This window comes from Martinezella sp. CNPSo 3732 (assembly GCF_057784515.1).
The window spans coordinates 142,432-157,461 of the sequence record NZ_JBXSOO010000001.1 but is presented as its reverse complement, the minus strand read 5'-3'; the positions used below and the strand labels follow the sequence as shown (position 1 = coordinate 157,461).

Sequence of the window (15,030 nt, the reverse complement as noted above, 5' to 3'; positions counted from 1 at the left end):
AGAAAGATGTGCTGCTCAAACCGTCGAGGAGGCAGCGAAGGCACGTTCAAGATCGGCGATAAGGTCCTCGACATCCTCAAGCCCGATCTGAAGACGGATGACCGGTCCTTCCACCGGCACTTTCGCAATACGCCGATCGCTGAGATCGACGTGCAGGGCGAGGCTTTGATATCCACCCCAGGAGTAGCCAAGGCCGAACAACGAGAGCCCATCGAGGAATTTCTGTGCCTTCAGCTTGAAATCCTTTGTTTGATCGACTGCCAATACGAAGGAAAACACCCCGCCTGCCCCCTTGAAGTCACGCCGCCAAAGCGCGTGCCCGGGGAAACTTTCCAGAGCCGGGTGAAGGACACGAACGACATCACCTCGTCCTTCCAGCCATTTGGCAACCGCAAGGCTGCTTGCTTGATGACGCTCCAACCGAACGCCCATGGTGCGCAGCCCGCGAAGAACCTGATAGGCGTCATCAGGCGTGCCGCAAAAGCCAAGCGCTCCATTGGCGCGTTTCAGCGCCCGCCAATGCTTGGCATTGGCCGAAATCGTGCCCATCAGCACATCGGCATGACCGGCGGGATATTTGGTCGATGCCTGGATCGATACGTCGACGCCCACCTCGAGAGGCCTGAAGAAAAGCGGCGTTGCCCAGGTATTGTCCATGGTGACGACCGCATCGTGCCGATGCGCGGCCTCGACGATGGCGGGAATATCCTGCATCTCGAAAGTATTCGACCCGGGCGCTTCGGTGTGAACCAGCTTCGTGTTGGGCTTGAACAACGTCTCGATGGCATGTCCGATCGTTGGGTCGTAATACTCAACATCGACACCGAAACGCGAAAGCATGGTGTCGCAGAACTGCCGGACATTGCCATAGACGGAATCGACGATCAGTGCATGGTCTCCAGGCGACAGATAGGCCAGCAGCGCAGTCGTAACGGCGGCAAGACCGGACGGGACCAGGATCGTGCCGGCCGCCCCTTCGAGTTCATTGATCGCATCGCAGAGCGCGTCCGTCGTCGGCGTGCCGCGCGTCGCATAGGTGTATTTCTGCGCGTTGCGATCCATCGTTTGCGCATCCGGAAACAGAACCGTCGATGCATGAACCTTCGGTGGGTTGATGAAGCCATGATAGTCGAAGGGATCATGGCCCGCGCGCACCAGCACGGTATTCGGACCTAGCGGATCGGCAGGGCCATTGTTCCTGGTCATTGTGCCTGCTCCCGTCTGCGATGGTTGTGAAGTTCCAGCAGCGGCGTGTTGCCGATCAACTCCGAGAAGCTTTGGGATATTTGCGTCACGCGATACATCTCCGATGTCTGGCGGAAAGGGCAAAGGCCGAGAGGGCCTGACCATCGCACCCCGAAATTTTCAAGTGATGCGCAGCAACAGAAACAGCGACATGAGGACCGTGAGGCTCACCAGGGCAAACCAGGTAATCGCCAGAGGTCCGAAATCCACTGAGCGACGGTGCTGCGTTGTGAGCGAGGCAAGGTAAAGGACAGTATCCATACGAGCTCCTGGTTCCGTCGTCCGACCCGGCACCAACGAGCGGCATCGATGCGGCGAACACTTATCCGATGCGGAGACAATATCTATAAATCTAGTAGATTAAAGGAATAGGTTTCGCTGTGCCGGCTTGAATCGGCAAAATGAATTTCTTCGTGCTTCGCCTCGGCCGCGATGATCGCGTCGCGGAACCGCCGACGACGACGAATGGCCGCGTCTGCTATAGCGGATATAACTCTGCAATAACAACGATACCGATCAAATCAACAGAGATGCATCTATTCTATTGGAGGAAAGAATATTAAAATTATTTTTTGCATTGAACGTGAAAATTAGTTGGCATAACTCAACTTTCATCGAAGGTCAGAACACGGCCGATTTCGGGAGATGACGATGATGAACCCTGCAATGAACATGATGCCGATGATGAACCCCATGATGAGCAACATGCCGATGATGGGCGCGATGCCAATGATGAATCCTATGATGAACCCGATGATGGGTTCCATGATGGGCGGCATGCCCATGATGAATCCGATGATGATGCCCATGATGCAGATGATGATGGGCAAGATGACGTGCAAGATGACGCCGAAGGGCATGGTCTGCGAGATGATGCCGATGGAAGGCATGGACAAGGACATGTTCATGGAGTGCTGCAAGCGCATGATGTCCATGATGTCGTCTGGCATGCCAATGATGATGATGTGCGGCAACATGATGATGTGCTGCACCATGGAAGCCGCCTGATATCATCAGGCAGGTGCGCGCATACAAACGTGCACTAGCTCTGAAGCATATCACCTAACTGCGCTGTGGTTTTGCGTGATATATGTGGAAAGAAAACCTGAAGCGCGAGGAGCGAATCTAAAAGATCGCAACGCGCTTTGGGGCTAGCTTTTTCATTCGCGCGGCGCAAATTCAGCCGCGAACTTCCTCGACATAAGTGGTGACGAGATAGAGCACCGCCTCGTTGCCGGTCATGTTGCGATAGCTATGGGCAACATCCGCCTCGAATATGATGGCATCTCCTTCGCCAAGGATTTGCGGCGCATGTCTGCCGGCAACGACCTCCACCGTACCGCGCGACACCACGAGATTTTCAACGGTGCCTGAGCGATGTGGTTCCGCAGTTTCAGTATGGTGGGGAGCAATTCGCAGCTCGTAAAACTCGACCTTGCGCTCGCTCTCATACGGAAAGAGCGCCCTGGTCTGAAATCGTCCGTCGGACGCGGAAAGAACCTTCGCTTTCGCGTGCGTCAACACTTGCAGAGCCGTTTCATGCGGCTCGGCGATCAGCGAGCCACAGGATACTTCGAGGGCGGCCGCGATTTTCCATAGGATAGCGACTGTGGGGCTGCTCTTGCCGGTTTCGATCTGCCCGAGCATGGCCCTGCTGACGCCCGATATCTTGGCCAGCCGATCCAGCGAATAGCCCCGCCGCGTTCTCAGACGCCGCAGATTTTGGCCGGTCAATGTCGAAATTTCGTCGATTGCCTCCGCCCTGGAGACCAGATGCAGCGGCCCACCCAGTTCAGCTGCCATAGGTTTGATTGCCGTACGGCATCACAGGAATGAAACCGACGAAGGGCACCCACATGAGAAACGGCTGGGCCGGCCAAATCGCGCCGACAGAGGGCGCCACCGCTGACGTTTTCTCGCGGGCATCGCGATAGGCCTGGAAATCAATGATATTGGCAGCCTGACGGGACATTCTGGTTCCTCAAATCTAACGCCATAAATCTACTGTTTCACTGCACTACTGTGGAGAGAGCCGTACCCAATCTTGGCAAGAGCGGCGAAATGTTTTTGCAAAAGGGCGCGTTTGCGACGAAAGGCCTGCCCGAAAAACGCTCGATCACGTGGTCGTCGATCCTCCTGCTACAAGACGGATCCTATTCGTGGGATCCACCGCCGAGACAATCGCATTCCAGCTGCTTCATGTGCTCATCGGGAATGGCAAAGTCCGCGTCGCGTGCGACGGGTTTTTTCGAACCACGGCAGCGCGGGGATCTCTGATGAGGGTTATTCGACGAAACCTCAGCTTCTCGGTCGGACGGATTCAAAGCATAAATATTCTACAAATTTTGTAGAAAAAGAACGACCTGTCTTTCTGTGGCATTCCGCTGACGTTAGCATCCTAACCACAATCCGGTGAAGCAAACCATAGGGACATAGCCATGCCGACCGAATTCATCAGCGTCACCTTTCCAAATGCCTCGACCGAGCTCAACCCTCTCGAAAATCCCGCCCTCGACCCGCAATTCATCGAGCGTTATGCCCGTTCGCTCGATGATTATGGCTTCAACTACACCCTTATTCCCTATGACAGCGCGTCCTTCGATCCCTTTACCATCGGCGCAACCGTGGTGGCGCACACGAAGAATATCAAGATCATCATCGCCCTTCGTCCGAACACAATCTATCCGACGGTCGCGGCCAAATCGCTGGCAACGCTCGATCAGCTGAGCGGCGGGCGCGTCGTGGTTCATTTCATCGCCGGCGGAAGCGATGAAGAACAGGCCAAGGAAGGCGACTTCCTCGACAAGCATCAGCGCTACGAACGGCAGGAGGAGTATATCCGCATCCTGCGACGCGTCTGGCAGTCGAGCGAACCCTTTGACTTCGATGGCCGCTACTATCAATTCAAGCAGTTCCACAGCCGCGTGCGTCCAGTAAACGGCACCATCCCGGTGTCGGTCGGCGGGTCGTCGGACGACGCCTATCGCATCGGCGGCGCGCTTGCCGATATCTTCGGCCTGTGGGGCGAGCCGCTGGCTGAAACCAAGCAGCAAATCGACCGGATCTATGCCGAAGCGGCACGCGCCGGGCGCAAGGATCGCCCGCGGATCTGGGTGACGTTCCGTCCTATCGTTGCGGAGACGGACGAGCTTGCCTGGGCCAAGGCGCATCGCACCCTCGATCTTTTGAAAGAAAATCGCGCAAAAGGTCTTGGCAAGGTGCCACCATCAGCGCCTTCGCCCCAGAATACCGGCTCGCAGCGCCTGCTTGAAATCGCCTCGCGCGGCGATGTGCATGATCGGGCTCTCTGGTATCCGACGGTAACGGCCACCAATGCTCGTGGTGCCTCCACTGCCCTGGTCGGTTCGCCGAGAACGATTGCTGACTCCATTCTCGATTACGTCGATCTCGGCGCGGATATGATCTCGATCCGAGGCTATGACAACCTGAACGACGCCATCGATTACGGCCGCTATATTCTGCCCCTCGTCAGGACGGATCTGGCGGCGCGGGAAACACCGCGACAAGCGGTCGCCTGACCACCCACATTATCACGCATCAACAAATGGAATTTGGCGAACGCCATTCGGATTGTGTTTGCAAAAACAAGCCATCGCGCGGCAAAGCCGCGCATGGCGCCCCTCACTGCTTCAAAGAGGCTGATGCAAAGTGTCCTTTAACACCATCGATCTGACGGATGTGACCCGCAAGCTTGCTGCTGCAGCTGCGGCGGCAGATGAATCCGGCGCCTTCCCTTGGACAGGCATCGAGGCCGTCCATGCCGCCGGCCTTCTCGAAAGCACGGTGGCGACACGGTTCGGTGGAAAAGGTGCCGGTATTGCCGATGTCGGACGCATTCTGGCAGCGCTTGGTCGCGGCGATCCTTCGGTCGCCCTGATTAGCGCGATGACCATATTCACCCATCTCGGACAGGCAGCGGGCAGCAAATGGCCGGAGCCGCTTTATCGACGTTTATTGGAAGATGCTCGTGATCGCCCGATCCTGCTGAACGCGGCCCGCGTCGAGCCTGAGCTCGGTTCTCCCGCCCGTGGCGGTCTCCCCGACACGTTGGCGCGCCGCACCGCCGGTGGATGGGCAATCACAGGGCGCAAGCGTTTCGTCACCGGCGCACTTGGCCTGACCCATTTCCTCGTATGGGCGCGCACAGATGAGACACCGCAGCGCGTCGGCACTTTCGTCGTTCCATCTGAGCTTCCCGGTATCAAGGTGATCGAGAATTGGAAGAGCCTGGGAATGCGGGCAAGCGGCTCGCACGACGTCGCGTTTAAGGATGTCGAGGTGCCGCTCGAAGACGTCCTCGATCTCGTCGACGTCTCCGTCGGCACGCAGGACAATCGTGCCCATGCCGCCGGCAATGTCGCGCTCACCGCCATCTACCTCGGAGCTGCGGAAGCTGCCCAGGAGGCTTTCATCCGTTTCGGTCATGAACGCATCCCCGCCAATCTCGGCGTTCCGATCGCAAAAACGGAAAGGTTCATTTCCGCAGCCGGCGAGATCGACCTGCTCGTGGGCGGCGCAAGACAGATCCTGTTCAATGCGCTCGACCATTCGCTGGATGAACCGGAAGCGCTCATCAGGGCGCGCCTTCTTGCGGCCCGCAACATACGCGACGCCGTTCAGCTTGCCGTTCGCACCCTCGGCAATCCCGGTCTTAATGGCGATCTCGGGATCGAACGACATTTCCGCGACATCCAATCGGTTCTCGTCCACGCCCCCCAGGAAGACACGTCTATTTCCATTCTCGGACGCTCGGCATGTGACAGATGGAGCCGAAAGGTAGAAGAACCGCCTCATCTTCTCCCGGTTGAAAAGACGCCAGTTGTGTCCTCCGGCTCACGGCAGGCGGAAGACGCGCGGGAGTTCCTGAATGCAGTTTCCGGGCGGCGAGCATGACGCGCTACGTCATTATTGGAGCAGGCGCCGTGGGCGCCAGCCTTGCCGCGCAGTTTGAGCTTTCGGGCGTCGACTACGCTCTTGTCGGACGCGGCGCCCAGATCAGGCACATCATCGATCACGGCCTTGCCTACCAACGGCCCGCCGGCACCCGGAAAATTCGGCTGAAAGCCTTCGATACGGCGGCGGCGCCATCACTGAGGCGGTCCGATATCCTCCTGCTGACGGTAAAATCACAAGATGCCGCCGAAGCTCTCGCCTTTTGGGCCTGGCGGCCAATCGAGCATACTGAGGGGCTGACCGCCTCCGCCCTGCCGATCGTCACGTTTCAAAATGGCCTGGCAACGGAAGCGGCAGCTCTTAGACTATTTCCGAATGTTTACGGCGCCAGCATCCTGACGCCCGCCCGCTTTACGGAAACCGGTCATGTCGTGGTCGGGGGCGATCCGCAGGTGGCTATCGCGACCATCGGCCGCTATCCGCAAGGCTCGGACGAGATCGCGGCCAAGATCGTCACGGATCTTAGCCGGTCGGATTACATCGCCGAGACAACGAACGATATCAAGCGATGGAAGGCGGCGAAGCTCCTCCACAATGTGCGCAATGTGCTGGAGCTCTTCGACGGCGCGGAAGACGAACGAGCGACGTTCAGCGCGGCCCTTGTCGAGGAGGCCGAGACCGTTCTCAAGGCGGCGGGTTATACATTTGCATCTCCCTCGGAACGTACGGTCAGCATAGCGCACTGGAAGATTGCCGAAAACTCCGGCATTCGACCCGGCCAGCAATCGACCTGGCAGAGTTTTACGCGCGGCGCTTCAAGCGAAGTCGACTACCTCAACGGCGAAATCACCCTTCTCGGGCGTCTGCATGGGATAGCGGCGCCCTATAACCGCGCCGCTCAGGAAATTGCCGGATCGGCAGCGCAACAAGGTGGCTTCACGGCGCTCCTTCCTTTCGCTAGTCTGCGCCGGCTTGCCGAGAACTACCTGTCTTTCTCCACCCCCATCCCTTCGAGGCCGAAAGCACATCAGACGGGCTAGTCCCGGGATCATGCAATGACGGCATCCGGACCGACGCAATGAAAATATCAGATCATATCCTGACTACCGCCGGCACCCTTTTCTACAAGGAAGGCATTCGCGCCGTCGGTATCGACCGCATCGTTGACGAAGCCAATGTCGCAAAAGCCACGCTCTACCGACACTTTCCGTCCAAGGATCATCTTGTCGCGGCCTACCTGACCGAGCGTCACGAACGCGTCATTCTTCAATTGAGAGAGGTCGCATCCACCGTGACGCTACAGCCGCGTGACCAGATCGCCCTGATTTTCGAACGCCTGTTCGAAAAGGCCGACAGCCCGGAGTTTCGCGGCTGCGCTTTCGCATTGGCGGTTGCCGAGCACGGTGACTCCGAGCGGGTCGTTTCCATCGCCCGCGAGCATAAGAACGCGGTGCGCGATATCTTCCGTTCCGTCATGTCGGCCGCAAGGTGTCCCACCGAACAGGCTGCCGCGCACATGTCTCTGCTTTACGAAGGGGCGCTGGCGACGGTTGCCGTCGGCCGCGACCCCCATGCTGTTCTCGTAGCGCGCGATTGCGCGTTATCCGTCTTCGATATGGCAACTAGCCAATTCATCCCGTCTGGAAGGAAAGCTTTATGACCAAAACCATCGACTACTTCTTCGGGATCGGATCGCCGTGGGCCTATATAGGTCTCGATGCGTTTGTCGAAGTCGCGGCGCGATCCGGCGCTGAAATCCGTCCCTATCTCATTCCGCTGATCGTCGAAAATGGCGCGATCTATTCGCGCGATCGTCCCGACGCCCGCCGCGCCTACTGGATGAAGGATCTCCGGCGCTGGGCCGCTCTTCGCGGCAAGCAGCTCGACTTTACCAATCGCTCGGCACTGTCCGACCCGACGCCCGCCGGCTTTCTCGTTTTGGCGGCTCAGTTCGAGGGGCAGGATTGGGTCGCCCTTGCCCGCGCGCTACAATACGGCTTCTGGGGCACTGCCGCGGATATCGGCAACCCCGATGTGCGAAAAGCGATTGCCGATGCGGCAGGCTTTGACGGAGAAGCGCTCGAGGCGCGCGCGGCGCTTCCTGATATCTCGGAACTCTGGAGCAGCAATCGCGACATTGCGAAAGAAGCTGGTGTCTTCGGTCTTCCGACCTTCCGCTATGATGGCGAACTTTATTGGGGGCAGGACAGCCTGCCCTTCCTGGAACGTCATCTGTCGGGTGAAAAGCTGGTGGCCTGACATATCGCCGAAGGACTTCAGGCCGAGCAGGCCTGAAGTCTGCGACCGCTCCTTGAGCGATACGCAGACGCTGATCGCCAAGTAGGATTTTAAGCCCGCAATTCCCTCGCCGACAGGCCCGAAAAATGCTGATCCCTACATCAGTCAAAACCGGACAAAATAATCCATAAATTTAGTAGAAAAAGAACAACCAGTCTTTCTCCTTTTGGTTCTGCCTGAATAGGCTCTGCTTCAGGAATTCGCAGAACCCGAACCATCAGGATCTATCTATGACAGAACGCCCTCTTTCGCTGCCTATTACCCGGCGCCGCTTGTTGATCACTTCATCCGCCGTGGCGACCGGTGCTTTGGTGGCGATGGCAGGCTTCACTCCCGCAAATAGTGCCGCCGGTCCGGCCAATGGCGGCGACATCACCTTCCTCATCGATTCATTGGGCGACACCTGGATACCGAACAACAGCGCGATTTCCAGTTTCCAGGGCCACATATGGGGTCACGTAACCGACAAGCTCGTCTACGTGGATGCCGACGGCAAGGTGAGCCCCTGGATCGCCGAGCGCTGGGAGCAGAATGACAGTGCGACCGAGTTCACCCTGCATCTCAAGAGTGGTGTGACCTTCTCGGACGGCACCCCTCTTGATGCGTCTGCCGCGGTCGCCAATCTCGACATCTGGTATGCCGGACGCAAGAAGGAAGGGATCAATCCAATCGGACTCTTCCCGAAGACTTACGACCACGCCGAGGCGGTTGACGCAACCACGGTGAAGGTCTTCTTCAAAAAACCGACGCTCGGTTTCATTCCGACCCTTGGCTATCACGGCTCCATTCTGATCTCCCCCAAGACCATCGCCCAGCCGGCCGCGCAGCAGGCCGATCTTAGCAAGACCTCCGGCAGCGGACCTTACGTGATCGATTCCTGGAAGGAAGGCGATTTCGTCAAGCTAGTCAAACGGAAGGATTATAACTGGGGTCCAGCGGCCGTCGGCCATACCGGTCCGGCCTATCTCGATACGATCACCTACAAGCTGGTGTCCGAACCGTCATTGCGAGTCGCTGCCGTCCAGTCCGGCCAGGCGGACATTGCCTATAACGCCTCGCCGCAGGAGCTGACGTCGCTCAAGCAGGAGGGCTTTACCGTCGCGACGCCGCGTTATCTCGGCTTCGTCAACGGCTGGGCGATCAATACCAAGCTCGCGCCCTATGACGACGTCAAGGTGCGACAGGCCTTGCAGGCCGGCATCAATCGCCAGGAAATCATCGATACCGTCTACACGCCCGACTGGAAGCTCGCGACATCATTCATCCAGAGCAACGTGCCCGGCGCGACCGATCACAGCGAGCTTCTGGCCTATAATCCGGACAGAGCCGAGAAACTCCTCGACGAGGCGGGCTGGATCAAGGGGGCCGACGGCATACGCGCCAAGGACGGCAAGCAGCTGTCATTGACGCTCAATTCCAACCCATATCTCGTGACCTCGAGGTCGATCGACGAACTCATTGCCCAACAGCTCGGCAAGATCGGCTGGAAGGTCGATATCCGGGCCTATGACGTCGTGACCTACGGCCAGAAGGTTCAATATGGCGGCGCCGGCGTGCCGGCCTATGAGGTGACGCGCAGCTTCATCGACGCCGGTACTGTCGCGAGCATCCTGACCAACGCCAATAACGGCGAGAACTGGTTCGCATTGGGCGAAAGCGACCAGAAGATCAACGAACTGCGCGACAAGATCGCCAGCGCTGGTTCTCTCGAGGCCAGAAACCCGCTGCTGGATGAGCTTCAGAAATATGTCCTCGAGCAGGGCTACTTCATTCCGCGCACACAGATGGTCCAGCGCATCTATGTCCAGTCTCCCAAGCTCAAAGGCGAGACATACAACGGCGTCGCCTATGCCAGCTATTACACGGCCACGATCAGTGACTAACCCGCAGCACAGCCAAGGAACGCAAGGAGGTGATCGGCGTGAACAATGCCTATCTTAGCTATGCCACAAAGCGCCTCGTCCAGGCCGTCATTGTCATCCTGCTGACCTACGTCTTCACCTTCATCGTCGTCAGCGTTCTGCCGGGCGATCCCGTCACCAACGTTCTGCGCAACCCGCAAAACGGCTTTAGCGAGGCGGAGATCCAGGAAATCATTGCCGCCCAGGGCCTGGACAAGCCGGTACTCGTGCAATTGTCGACATCGCTGTCCCACTTCCTCATCGGCGACTTCGGTCTGTCGATGCGAACCAACCGTCCTGTGACGACCATGATCGCCGAGGTGCTGCCCTCAACGCTCGTTCTCGCCTTTGCTGGCCTCGTCGTCGCGCTGATCCTGGCGATCGTGATCGCCTATGGCACCCAGTTCCTGCCAAAAAAGTTCGGACAGGGCTTGTTGCGGGGCTTCCCCTCCCTGTTCCTATCGGTGCCGAATTTCGTGATCGGGCTGGTGCTGATCCATATCTTCGGCTTTCAGCTCGGTCTCTTCCGTGTTATCAATCCCGATAGCTTCTGGGCAACCTTTTTCGCGGCGGTCGCACTCGGCATTCCGATCTCGGCGCAGATCGCCGAAGTGCTTATCGCCAATCTCGATCATGAGTCGGGGCAAGAATATGCCGCCGTTGCCCGCAGCCGCGGCCTTGGCCAGCTGCAACTTTTTGCCAAGCATCTCCTCAAGCCGTCTTCGCTTCCGGTCATTACCGTCGTCGCGCTGACAATCGGCGAATTGCTTGGCGGCTCGCTGATCACCGAGGCGGTGTTCGGGCGCACCGGCATCGGCAGTCTGGTCCAGCGCTCGGTCAGCACCCAGGACCTGCCCGTCCTGCAGGCGGTCGTATCGCTCGCCGCCGTGGTTTTCGTGCTGGTCAACCTGATCGCCGATCTTGTCTATCCGCTGCTCGACCCGCGCGTGAAACTGCTCGGCGCCGCAGAGCGCCGACCCGTCACCTCTGATGAAGGTTCTGCGGGAATTTCGAAGTCGGTGCTGTCATGACGCTCGTTTCGACCAACACTTCCTCGCGTCTTACCGCCGGTAGCCGGCTTGCCGGTTTTCGACTGCCGGCGCCCGTCGCGCTCTCGTTTGTGATCGTGGCGATCGTGATCGCCTGGTCGCTCGCACCTGGTCTGTTCACCAGCCATAATCCGGCGGTCGGCATTCCCTCTCAAAAGCTGCTCGCACCTAGTACCCAACACTGGTTCGGAACCGACCAGCTGGGCCGCGATCTCTACACCCGTGTCGTCTATGGCTCGGCCGCCTCGGTCAGGAGTGCGCTGATTGCCGTCGTCATCGGTGCGGTCGCCGGCGGTTTCATCGGCCTGCTCGCCGGTTTCTTCGGCGGCCGCGTGGATATCGCGCTTGCGCGGCTGGTCGATGTCCTGCTTGCCATTCCGAAATTCCTGCTTGCCGTCATCGTTGTCACCGCGATCGGCTTCGACACCACGAACGCCGCGATCGCCACCGGCATCTCGTCGGTAGCCGTCTTCGCCCGTGTCATGCGGTCGGAAGTCATCAAGACGAGGCAGGCGACCTTCATCGAGGCCTCTTTCCTTTCGGGTGGCTCGCGCTGGCACATCCTCTGGCGGCACATCCTGCCGAACGCATCGCGCTCCGTGCTCCCCCTTGCCGTGCTGCAGTTCGGCGACTCGATCTTGGTGATCGCCAGCCTCGCCTTCCTCGGCTACGGCGATCCGCCGCCAGCTTCCGATTGGGGTCTGCTGGTCTCGATTGGCAAGGACTACCTCAAGTGGCCATGGCTGGTCTACGCACCCGCCTTCGTCACGATCGCGACCGTCCTCTCTGTGAATAGGATCAGCCGATGGCTTCGCAAGATAGACTGAATACAGTTCCCACCCGTATCACCGAGAATGCGCTGATGCCGCAGCGGCCAACGCCATTGCTTCAGGTGGAGGGCCTATCCGTTTCCTACGGCTCGCATGAGGTCGTCAGCAATGTCGGCTTCGAACTGGGGCGCGGTAAGAGCCTTGCGCTCATTGGGGAATCGGGCTCGGGCAAGTCGACCATTGCGCGCGCCGCGCTGCGATTGCTTCCCCGCACGGGACAGGCGACCGGCCGCATCGCGATCGACGCCCAGGACATATTGCAACTCTCCGAGCGCCGCTTCCGCCAGCTTCGAGGCCGGACTATCGGCTTCGTGCCGCAGGACCCGGGAAATGCGCTCAACCCGGTGCGGTCAATCGGTGCCCAGGCGATGGAAGCCGCAGCTCTTGTCGACGAGCCCAGCAAGGCGATCCGCAGGGCGCTTGTCCTGGAGACGTTCGCCCAGGTCGGGCTCGACAACCCCCAGCGTGTCTATGATTCCTACCCGCACCAGCTGTCCGGCGGCATGCTTCAACGCGTCCTGATCGGACTTGCGGTTCTGCCGCGGCCACAGCTGCTCGTCGCCGATGAGCCGACCTCGGCGCTTGATGTCACGATCCAGAAGAGAATCCTCGACTTGCTCTCACGGCTGCAGCAGGACCTGGACATCAGTCTGCTGCTCATTACCCATGACCTCGCAATCGCAGCCGAACGTGCAAACTCTCTTGTCGTGCTCAAGGATGGCGTCGTTCAGGAAGCGGGCAGTACCGCAGCGGTTTTCTCGTCGCCGACATCGACTTACGCAAAGAAGCTGCATGCCGACGTTCCGGCACTTAATCCGGACCGTTACCACAAGCTTCGAGACCCTGGCTTTCGTTTCCTCGACGCCGACAGCACCAAGGCACCGAAGATCGACGTCAAGGGCATCACCAAGAGCTTCACGGTCGACGGCAAGGTTCTGACGGCCGTCGATGACGTGTCCTTTACCGTTCCGGCAGGCACCACGCACGCGCTGGTCGGCGAGTCGGGTTCCGGAAAGACGACGACGATCCGGCTGCTGCTCGGGCTCGATCAACCGGACGCCGGTCATATTTCGGTCGCTGGGGAAAAACTCAACGGACGCTCACACCAGTCGCTGCGCTCCGTATGGCGCCATCTTCAGCTCGTCTATCAAAATCCATTCACATCGCTCGATCCGACCTGGAGGGTCGGGCAGCTCGTGCGCGAGCCGCTCGACAGGTTCGGCATCGGAACTCATGCGGAGCGGGCGGAACGGGTCCGCGAAGCATTGTCCGATGTCGGGCTTGGCGAGCACCTGCTTTCACGCAAGCCGCAGGCCTTGTCCGGCGGTCAGCGGCAGCGCGTCGCGATTGCCCGTTCGCTGGTCCTGAAGCCGGAAGTGATCGTGCTCGATGAGCCGACGTCGGCACTTGATGTCAGTGTTCAGACCGATATCGTCGAGGTATTGCTCTCGCTGCAGGCAAGCCTTGGCCTGACCTACGTATTCGTCTCCCACGATCTGGCCCTCGTGCGCCAATTTGCCCATACCGTCTCCGTGATGCAACGCGGGCGCATCGTCGAACACGGCAATGTCAGGGACATCTTCGACAATCCACGCGAGCCCTACACGGTGTCGTTGCTGGAATCGATCCCGGCCACCGCCAGCCCTGCCCGCGCACCGCTCCCGCAACTCCGCCGGATCATCAGCCAGGAACAGATCGCATGAGTATCGTTGCCCCCGCCGGCACCCTGCCTGCCACATTCCGCGCCAAGCGGCGACTCGGCTTCAACACCCGCGTATCGTTCAACGATGAGGCCGGTCCGGCGCAGGGACTGCGCGACGGCATAGAGCTGTTCAAGGCAGCCGAGCGGCTTGGCTATCAATCGGGCTGGGCCTATCAGCGTCACTTCGATCACTACCTGTCCTCTCCGATCCCATTCTTCGCGGCCGCCGGCCAGCATACAAGTCACATCACGCTGGGTTCGGCTGTCATCCCGATGCGCTACCAGGACCCGATCCTGCTTGCCGAGGCAGCCGCCACCGCCGACCTGCTCATCGGCGAAAGGCTTGAGCTTGCCATCTCGACCGGCGCCAATGCTGCATTCGACGCGGTATTCGGTGCGGTCGATACCGATGCCCGGACAGAAGCAAAGCGCCGCCAGGCGCGTTTTCTTGCGGCAATCGCCGGCGAGGTGCTGCACACCGTCGATGGTCCCGGCCAGGGCGCCCCGGAGGGCACCGAACTGCGGGTAACCCCGCACAGCCGGACGCTGCGGACCCGTATCCGGCAGGGTTCGGCGAGCCTGAGCTCAGCCGTGCAGGCTGCCGAGCTCGGCATCGGCCTCATCTCGGGAACCGTGCAGCACGACCACGCCGAGGGCGAGAGCTTCGGAGAATATCAGGCCCGCGCCATCGATGCTTTCCGCACGACATGGCGCCAGAAGCAGGGCACCGAGCCGCCGCCGGTCACGGTCGCGGCATCGATCCTGGTCGGCACCGCCGCCGAATTGCGGGAGAAATATGCCGCTTACGACCTCGAGCGCCGAACCAAGGGGATCGGGGCATCCCGGCCCGCAGGCGCCCTCGAACCGACCGCGCCGGCCATTCAGCCACCGGGCATCCAGATTTCTCCGGTCTTCCATGGCACCCCCGACCAGGTGATCGAGGCGGTGCTGAAGGACCCGGGTCTGGCGGCGGCCGACGAGATTGTTCTCTTCTTGCCGCCTGCTTTCGGTCTTGCGGAGAATGTGCGGCTGCTGACCGATCTCGCCCAGACGGTGGCCCCGAGCCTCGGCTGGTCGCCGACCGCGTAACG

The 15,030-nt window shown here is 59.7% G+C and carries 15 protein-coding genes; 10 read left to right on the top strand and 5 right to left on the bottom strand.

Annotated elements, in window-relative coordinates; translation table 11 throughout:
• Window positions 1–15: 15 nt before the first annotated feature.
• The 5 genes from AC13RM_RS00695 to AC13RM_RS00675 form a co-directional block, all read right to left on the bottom strand.
• Entirely contained in the window at window positions 16–1,206 is a 1,191-nt protein-coding gene (locus AC13RM_RS00695) for a cystathionine beta-lyase (protein ID WP_374816813.1), read from the bottom strand.
• Between the two features lie 159 nt (window positions 1,207–1,365).
• A complete protein-coding gene (locus tag AC13RM_RS00690; RefSeq protein ID WP_158225480.1) occupies window positions 1,366–1,506 on the bottom strand; it encodes a hypothetical protein in 141 nt (46 codons plus the stop codon).
• A 350-nt stretch (window positions 1,507–1,856) separates the two neighbouring features.
• Window positions 1,857–2,240, bottom strand: coding sequence for a hypothetical protein (locus AC13RM_RS00685; RefSeq protein ID WP_374816815.1), 384 nt, complete (start codon window positions 2,238–2,240; stop codon window positions 1,857–1,859).
• Between the two features lie 184 nt (window positions 2,241–2,424).
• Window positions 2,425–3,048: a helix-turn-helix domain-containing protein gene (locus AC13RM_RS00680; RefSeq protein ID WP_095438441.1), complete on the bottom strand. Its 624-nt coding sequence runs from the start codon at window positions 3,046–3,048 to the stop codon at window positions 2,425–2,427.
• Window positions 3,038–3,217 carry a hypothetical protein gene (locus tag AC13RM_RS00675; protein WP_374816816.1) on the bottom strand — a complete coding sequence of 60 codons (180 nt, stop codon included), beginning with the start codon at window positions 3,215–3,217 and terminating at the stop codon, window positions 3,038–3,040. Before AC13RM_RS00675 ends, AC13RM_RS00680 begins: the two co-directional genes overlap by 11 nt.
• A 466-nt stretch (window positions 3,218–3,683) precedes the next feature.
• Here AC13RM_RS00675 and AC13RM_RS00670 point away from each other — a divergent pair, with 466 nt between their 5' ends.
• The 10 genes from AC13RM_RS00670 to AC13RM_RS00625 all read left to right on the top strand — a co-directional run bounded on the left by AC13RM_RS00670 (window position 3,684) and on the right by AC13RM_RS00625 (window position 15,028).
• On the top strand, window positions 3,684–4,784 hold the full coding sequence (locus AC13RM_RS00670) for an LLM class flavin-dependent oxidoreductase (RefSeq protein ID WP_374816817.1): 1,101 nt from the start codon (window positions 3,684–3,686) through the stop codon (window positions 4,782–4,784).
• A gap of 130 nt (window positions 4,785–4,914) precedes the next feature.
• Window positions 4,915–6,159 (top strand): acyl-CoA dehydrogenase family protein, encoded by a 1,245-nt coding sequence (locus tag AC13RM_RS00665; RefSeq protein ID WP_374816818.1) that lies wholly within the window; start codon window positions 4,915–4,917, stop codon window positions 6,157–6,159.
• Window positions 6,156–7,199, top strand: a complete 1,044-nt coding sequence (locus AC13RM_RS00660; protein WP_374816819.1) for a ketopantoate reductase family protein — start codon at window positions 6,156–6,158, stop codon at window positions 7,197–7,199. The genes AC13RM_RS00665 and AC13RM_RS00660 overlap by 4 nt, the downstream gene beginning before the upstream one ends.
• A 38-nt stretch (window positions 7,200–7,237) precedes the next feature.
• Window positions 7,238–7,819: a TetR/AcrR family transcriptional regulator gene (locus tag AC13RM_RS00655; RefSeq protein WP_374816820.1), complete on the top strand. Its 582-nt coding sequence runs from the start codon at window positions 7,238–7,240 to the stop codon at window positions 7,817–7,819.
• Window positions 7,816–8,418 (top strand): 2-hydroxychromene-2-carboxylate isomerase, encoded by a 603-nt coding sequence (locus AC13RM_RS00650; RefSeq protein ID WP_374816821.1) that lies wholly within the window; start codon window positions 7,816–7,818, stop codon window positions 8,416–8,418. The genes AC13RM_RS00655 and AC13RM_RS00650 overlap by 4 nt, the downstream gene beginning before the upstream one ends.
• Before the next feature lie 269 nt (window positions 8,419–8,687).
• A complete protein-coding gene (locus AC13RM_RS00645; RefSeq protein ID WP_285177423.1) occupies window positions 8,688–10,340 on the top strand; it encodes an ABC transporter substrate-binding protein in 1,653 nt (550 codons plus the stop codon).
• 38 nt (window positions 10,341–10,378) lie between these two features.
• Window positions 10,379–11,389 carry an ABC transporter permease gene (locus AC13RM_RS00640; protein ID WP_285177422.1) on the top strand — a complete coding sequence of 337 codons (1,011 nt, stop codon included), beginning with the start codon at window positions 10,379–10,381 and terminating at the stop codon, window positions 11,387–11,389.
• Window positions 11,386–12,234, top strand: a complete 849-nt coding sequence (locus tag AC13RM_RS00635; RefSeq protein ID WP_285177420.1) for an ABC transporter permease — start codon at window positions 11,386–11,388, stop codon at window positions 12,232–12,234. The genes AC13RM_RS00640 and AC13RM_RS00635 overlap by 4 nt, the downstream gene beginning before the upstream one ends.
• A complete protein-coding gene (locus AC13RM_RS00630; protein ID WP_285177419.1) occupies window positions 12,213–13,940 on the top strand; it encodes a dipeptide ABC transporter ATP-binding protein in 1,728 nt (575 codons plus the stop codon). Before AC13RM_RS00635 ends, AC13RM_RS00630 begins: the two co-directional genes overlap by 22 nt.
• Window positions 13,937–15,028, top strand: coding sequence for an LLM class flavin-dependent oxidoreductase (locus AC13RM_RS00625; protein ID WP_488554427.1), 1,092 nt, complete (start codon window positions 13,937–13,939; stop codon window positions 15,026–15,028). The genes AC13RM_RS00630 and AC13RM_RS00625 overlap by 4 nt, the downstream gene beginning before the upstream one ends.
• Window positions 15,029–15,030: the final 2 nt, after the last annotated feature.

Bases quoted from the DNA above. Each gene is read 5' to 3' on its own strand.
- AC13RM_RS00660 (WP_374816819.1), top strand. From the start codon at position 6,156: ATGACGCGCTACGTCATTATTGGAGCAGGCGCCGTGGGCGCCAGCCTT.
- AC13RM_RS00675 (WP_374816816.1), bottom strand. From the start codon at position 3,217: ATGTCCCGTCAGGCTGCCAATATCATTGATTTCCAGGCCTATCGCGAT.
- AC13RM_RS00630 (WP_285177419.1), top strand. From the start codon at position 12,213: ATGGCTTCGCAAGATAGACTGAATACAGTTCCCACCCGTATCACCGAG.
- AC13RM_RS00685 (WP_374816815.1), bottom strand. From the start codon at position 2,240: ATGGTGCAGCACATCATCATGTTGCCGCACATCATCATCATTGGCATG.
- AC13RM_RS00655 (WP_374816820.1), top strand. From the start codon at position 7,238: ATGAAAATATCAGATCATATCCTGACTACCGCCGGCACCCTTTTCTAC.
- AC13RM_RS00625 (WP_488554427.1), top strand. From the start codon at position 13,937: ATGAGTATCGTTGCCCCCGCCGGCACCCTGCCTGCCACATTCCGCGCC.
- AC13RM_RS00695 (WP_374816813.1), bottom strand. From the start codon at position 1,206: ATGACCAGGAACAATGGCCCTGCCGATCCGCTAGGTCCGAATACCGTG.
- AC13RM_RS00650 (WP_374816821.1), top strand. From the start codon at position 7,816: ATGACCAAAACCATCGACTACTTCTTCGGGATCGGATCGCCGTGGGCC.
- AC13RM_RS00680 (WP_095438441.1), bottom strand. From the start codon at position 3,048: ATGGCAGCTGAACTGGGTGGGCCGCTGCATCTGGTCTCCAGGGCGGAG.
- AC13RM_RS00690 (WP_158225480.1), bottom strand. From the start codon at position 1,506: ATGGATACTGTCCTTTACCTTGCCTCGCTCACAACGCAGCACCGTCGC.
- AC13RM_RS00670 (WP_374816817.1), top strand. From the start codon at position 3,684: ATGCCGACCGAATTCATCAGCGTCACCTTTCCAAATGCCTCGACCGAG.
- AC13RM_RS00635 (WP_285177420.1), top strand. From the start codon at position 11,386: ATGACGCTCGTTTCGACCAACACTTCCTCGCGTCTTACCGCCGGTAGC.
- AC13RM_RS00645 (WP_285177423.1), top strand. From the start codon at position 8,688: ATGACAGAACGCCCTCTTTCGCTGCCTATTACCCGGCGCCGCTTGTTG.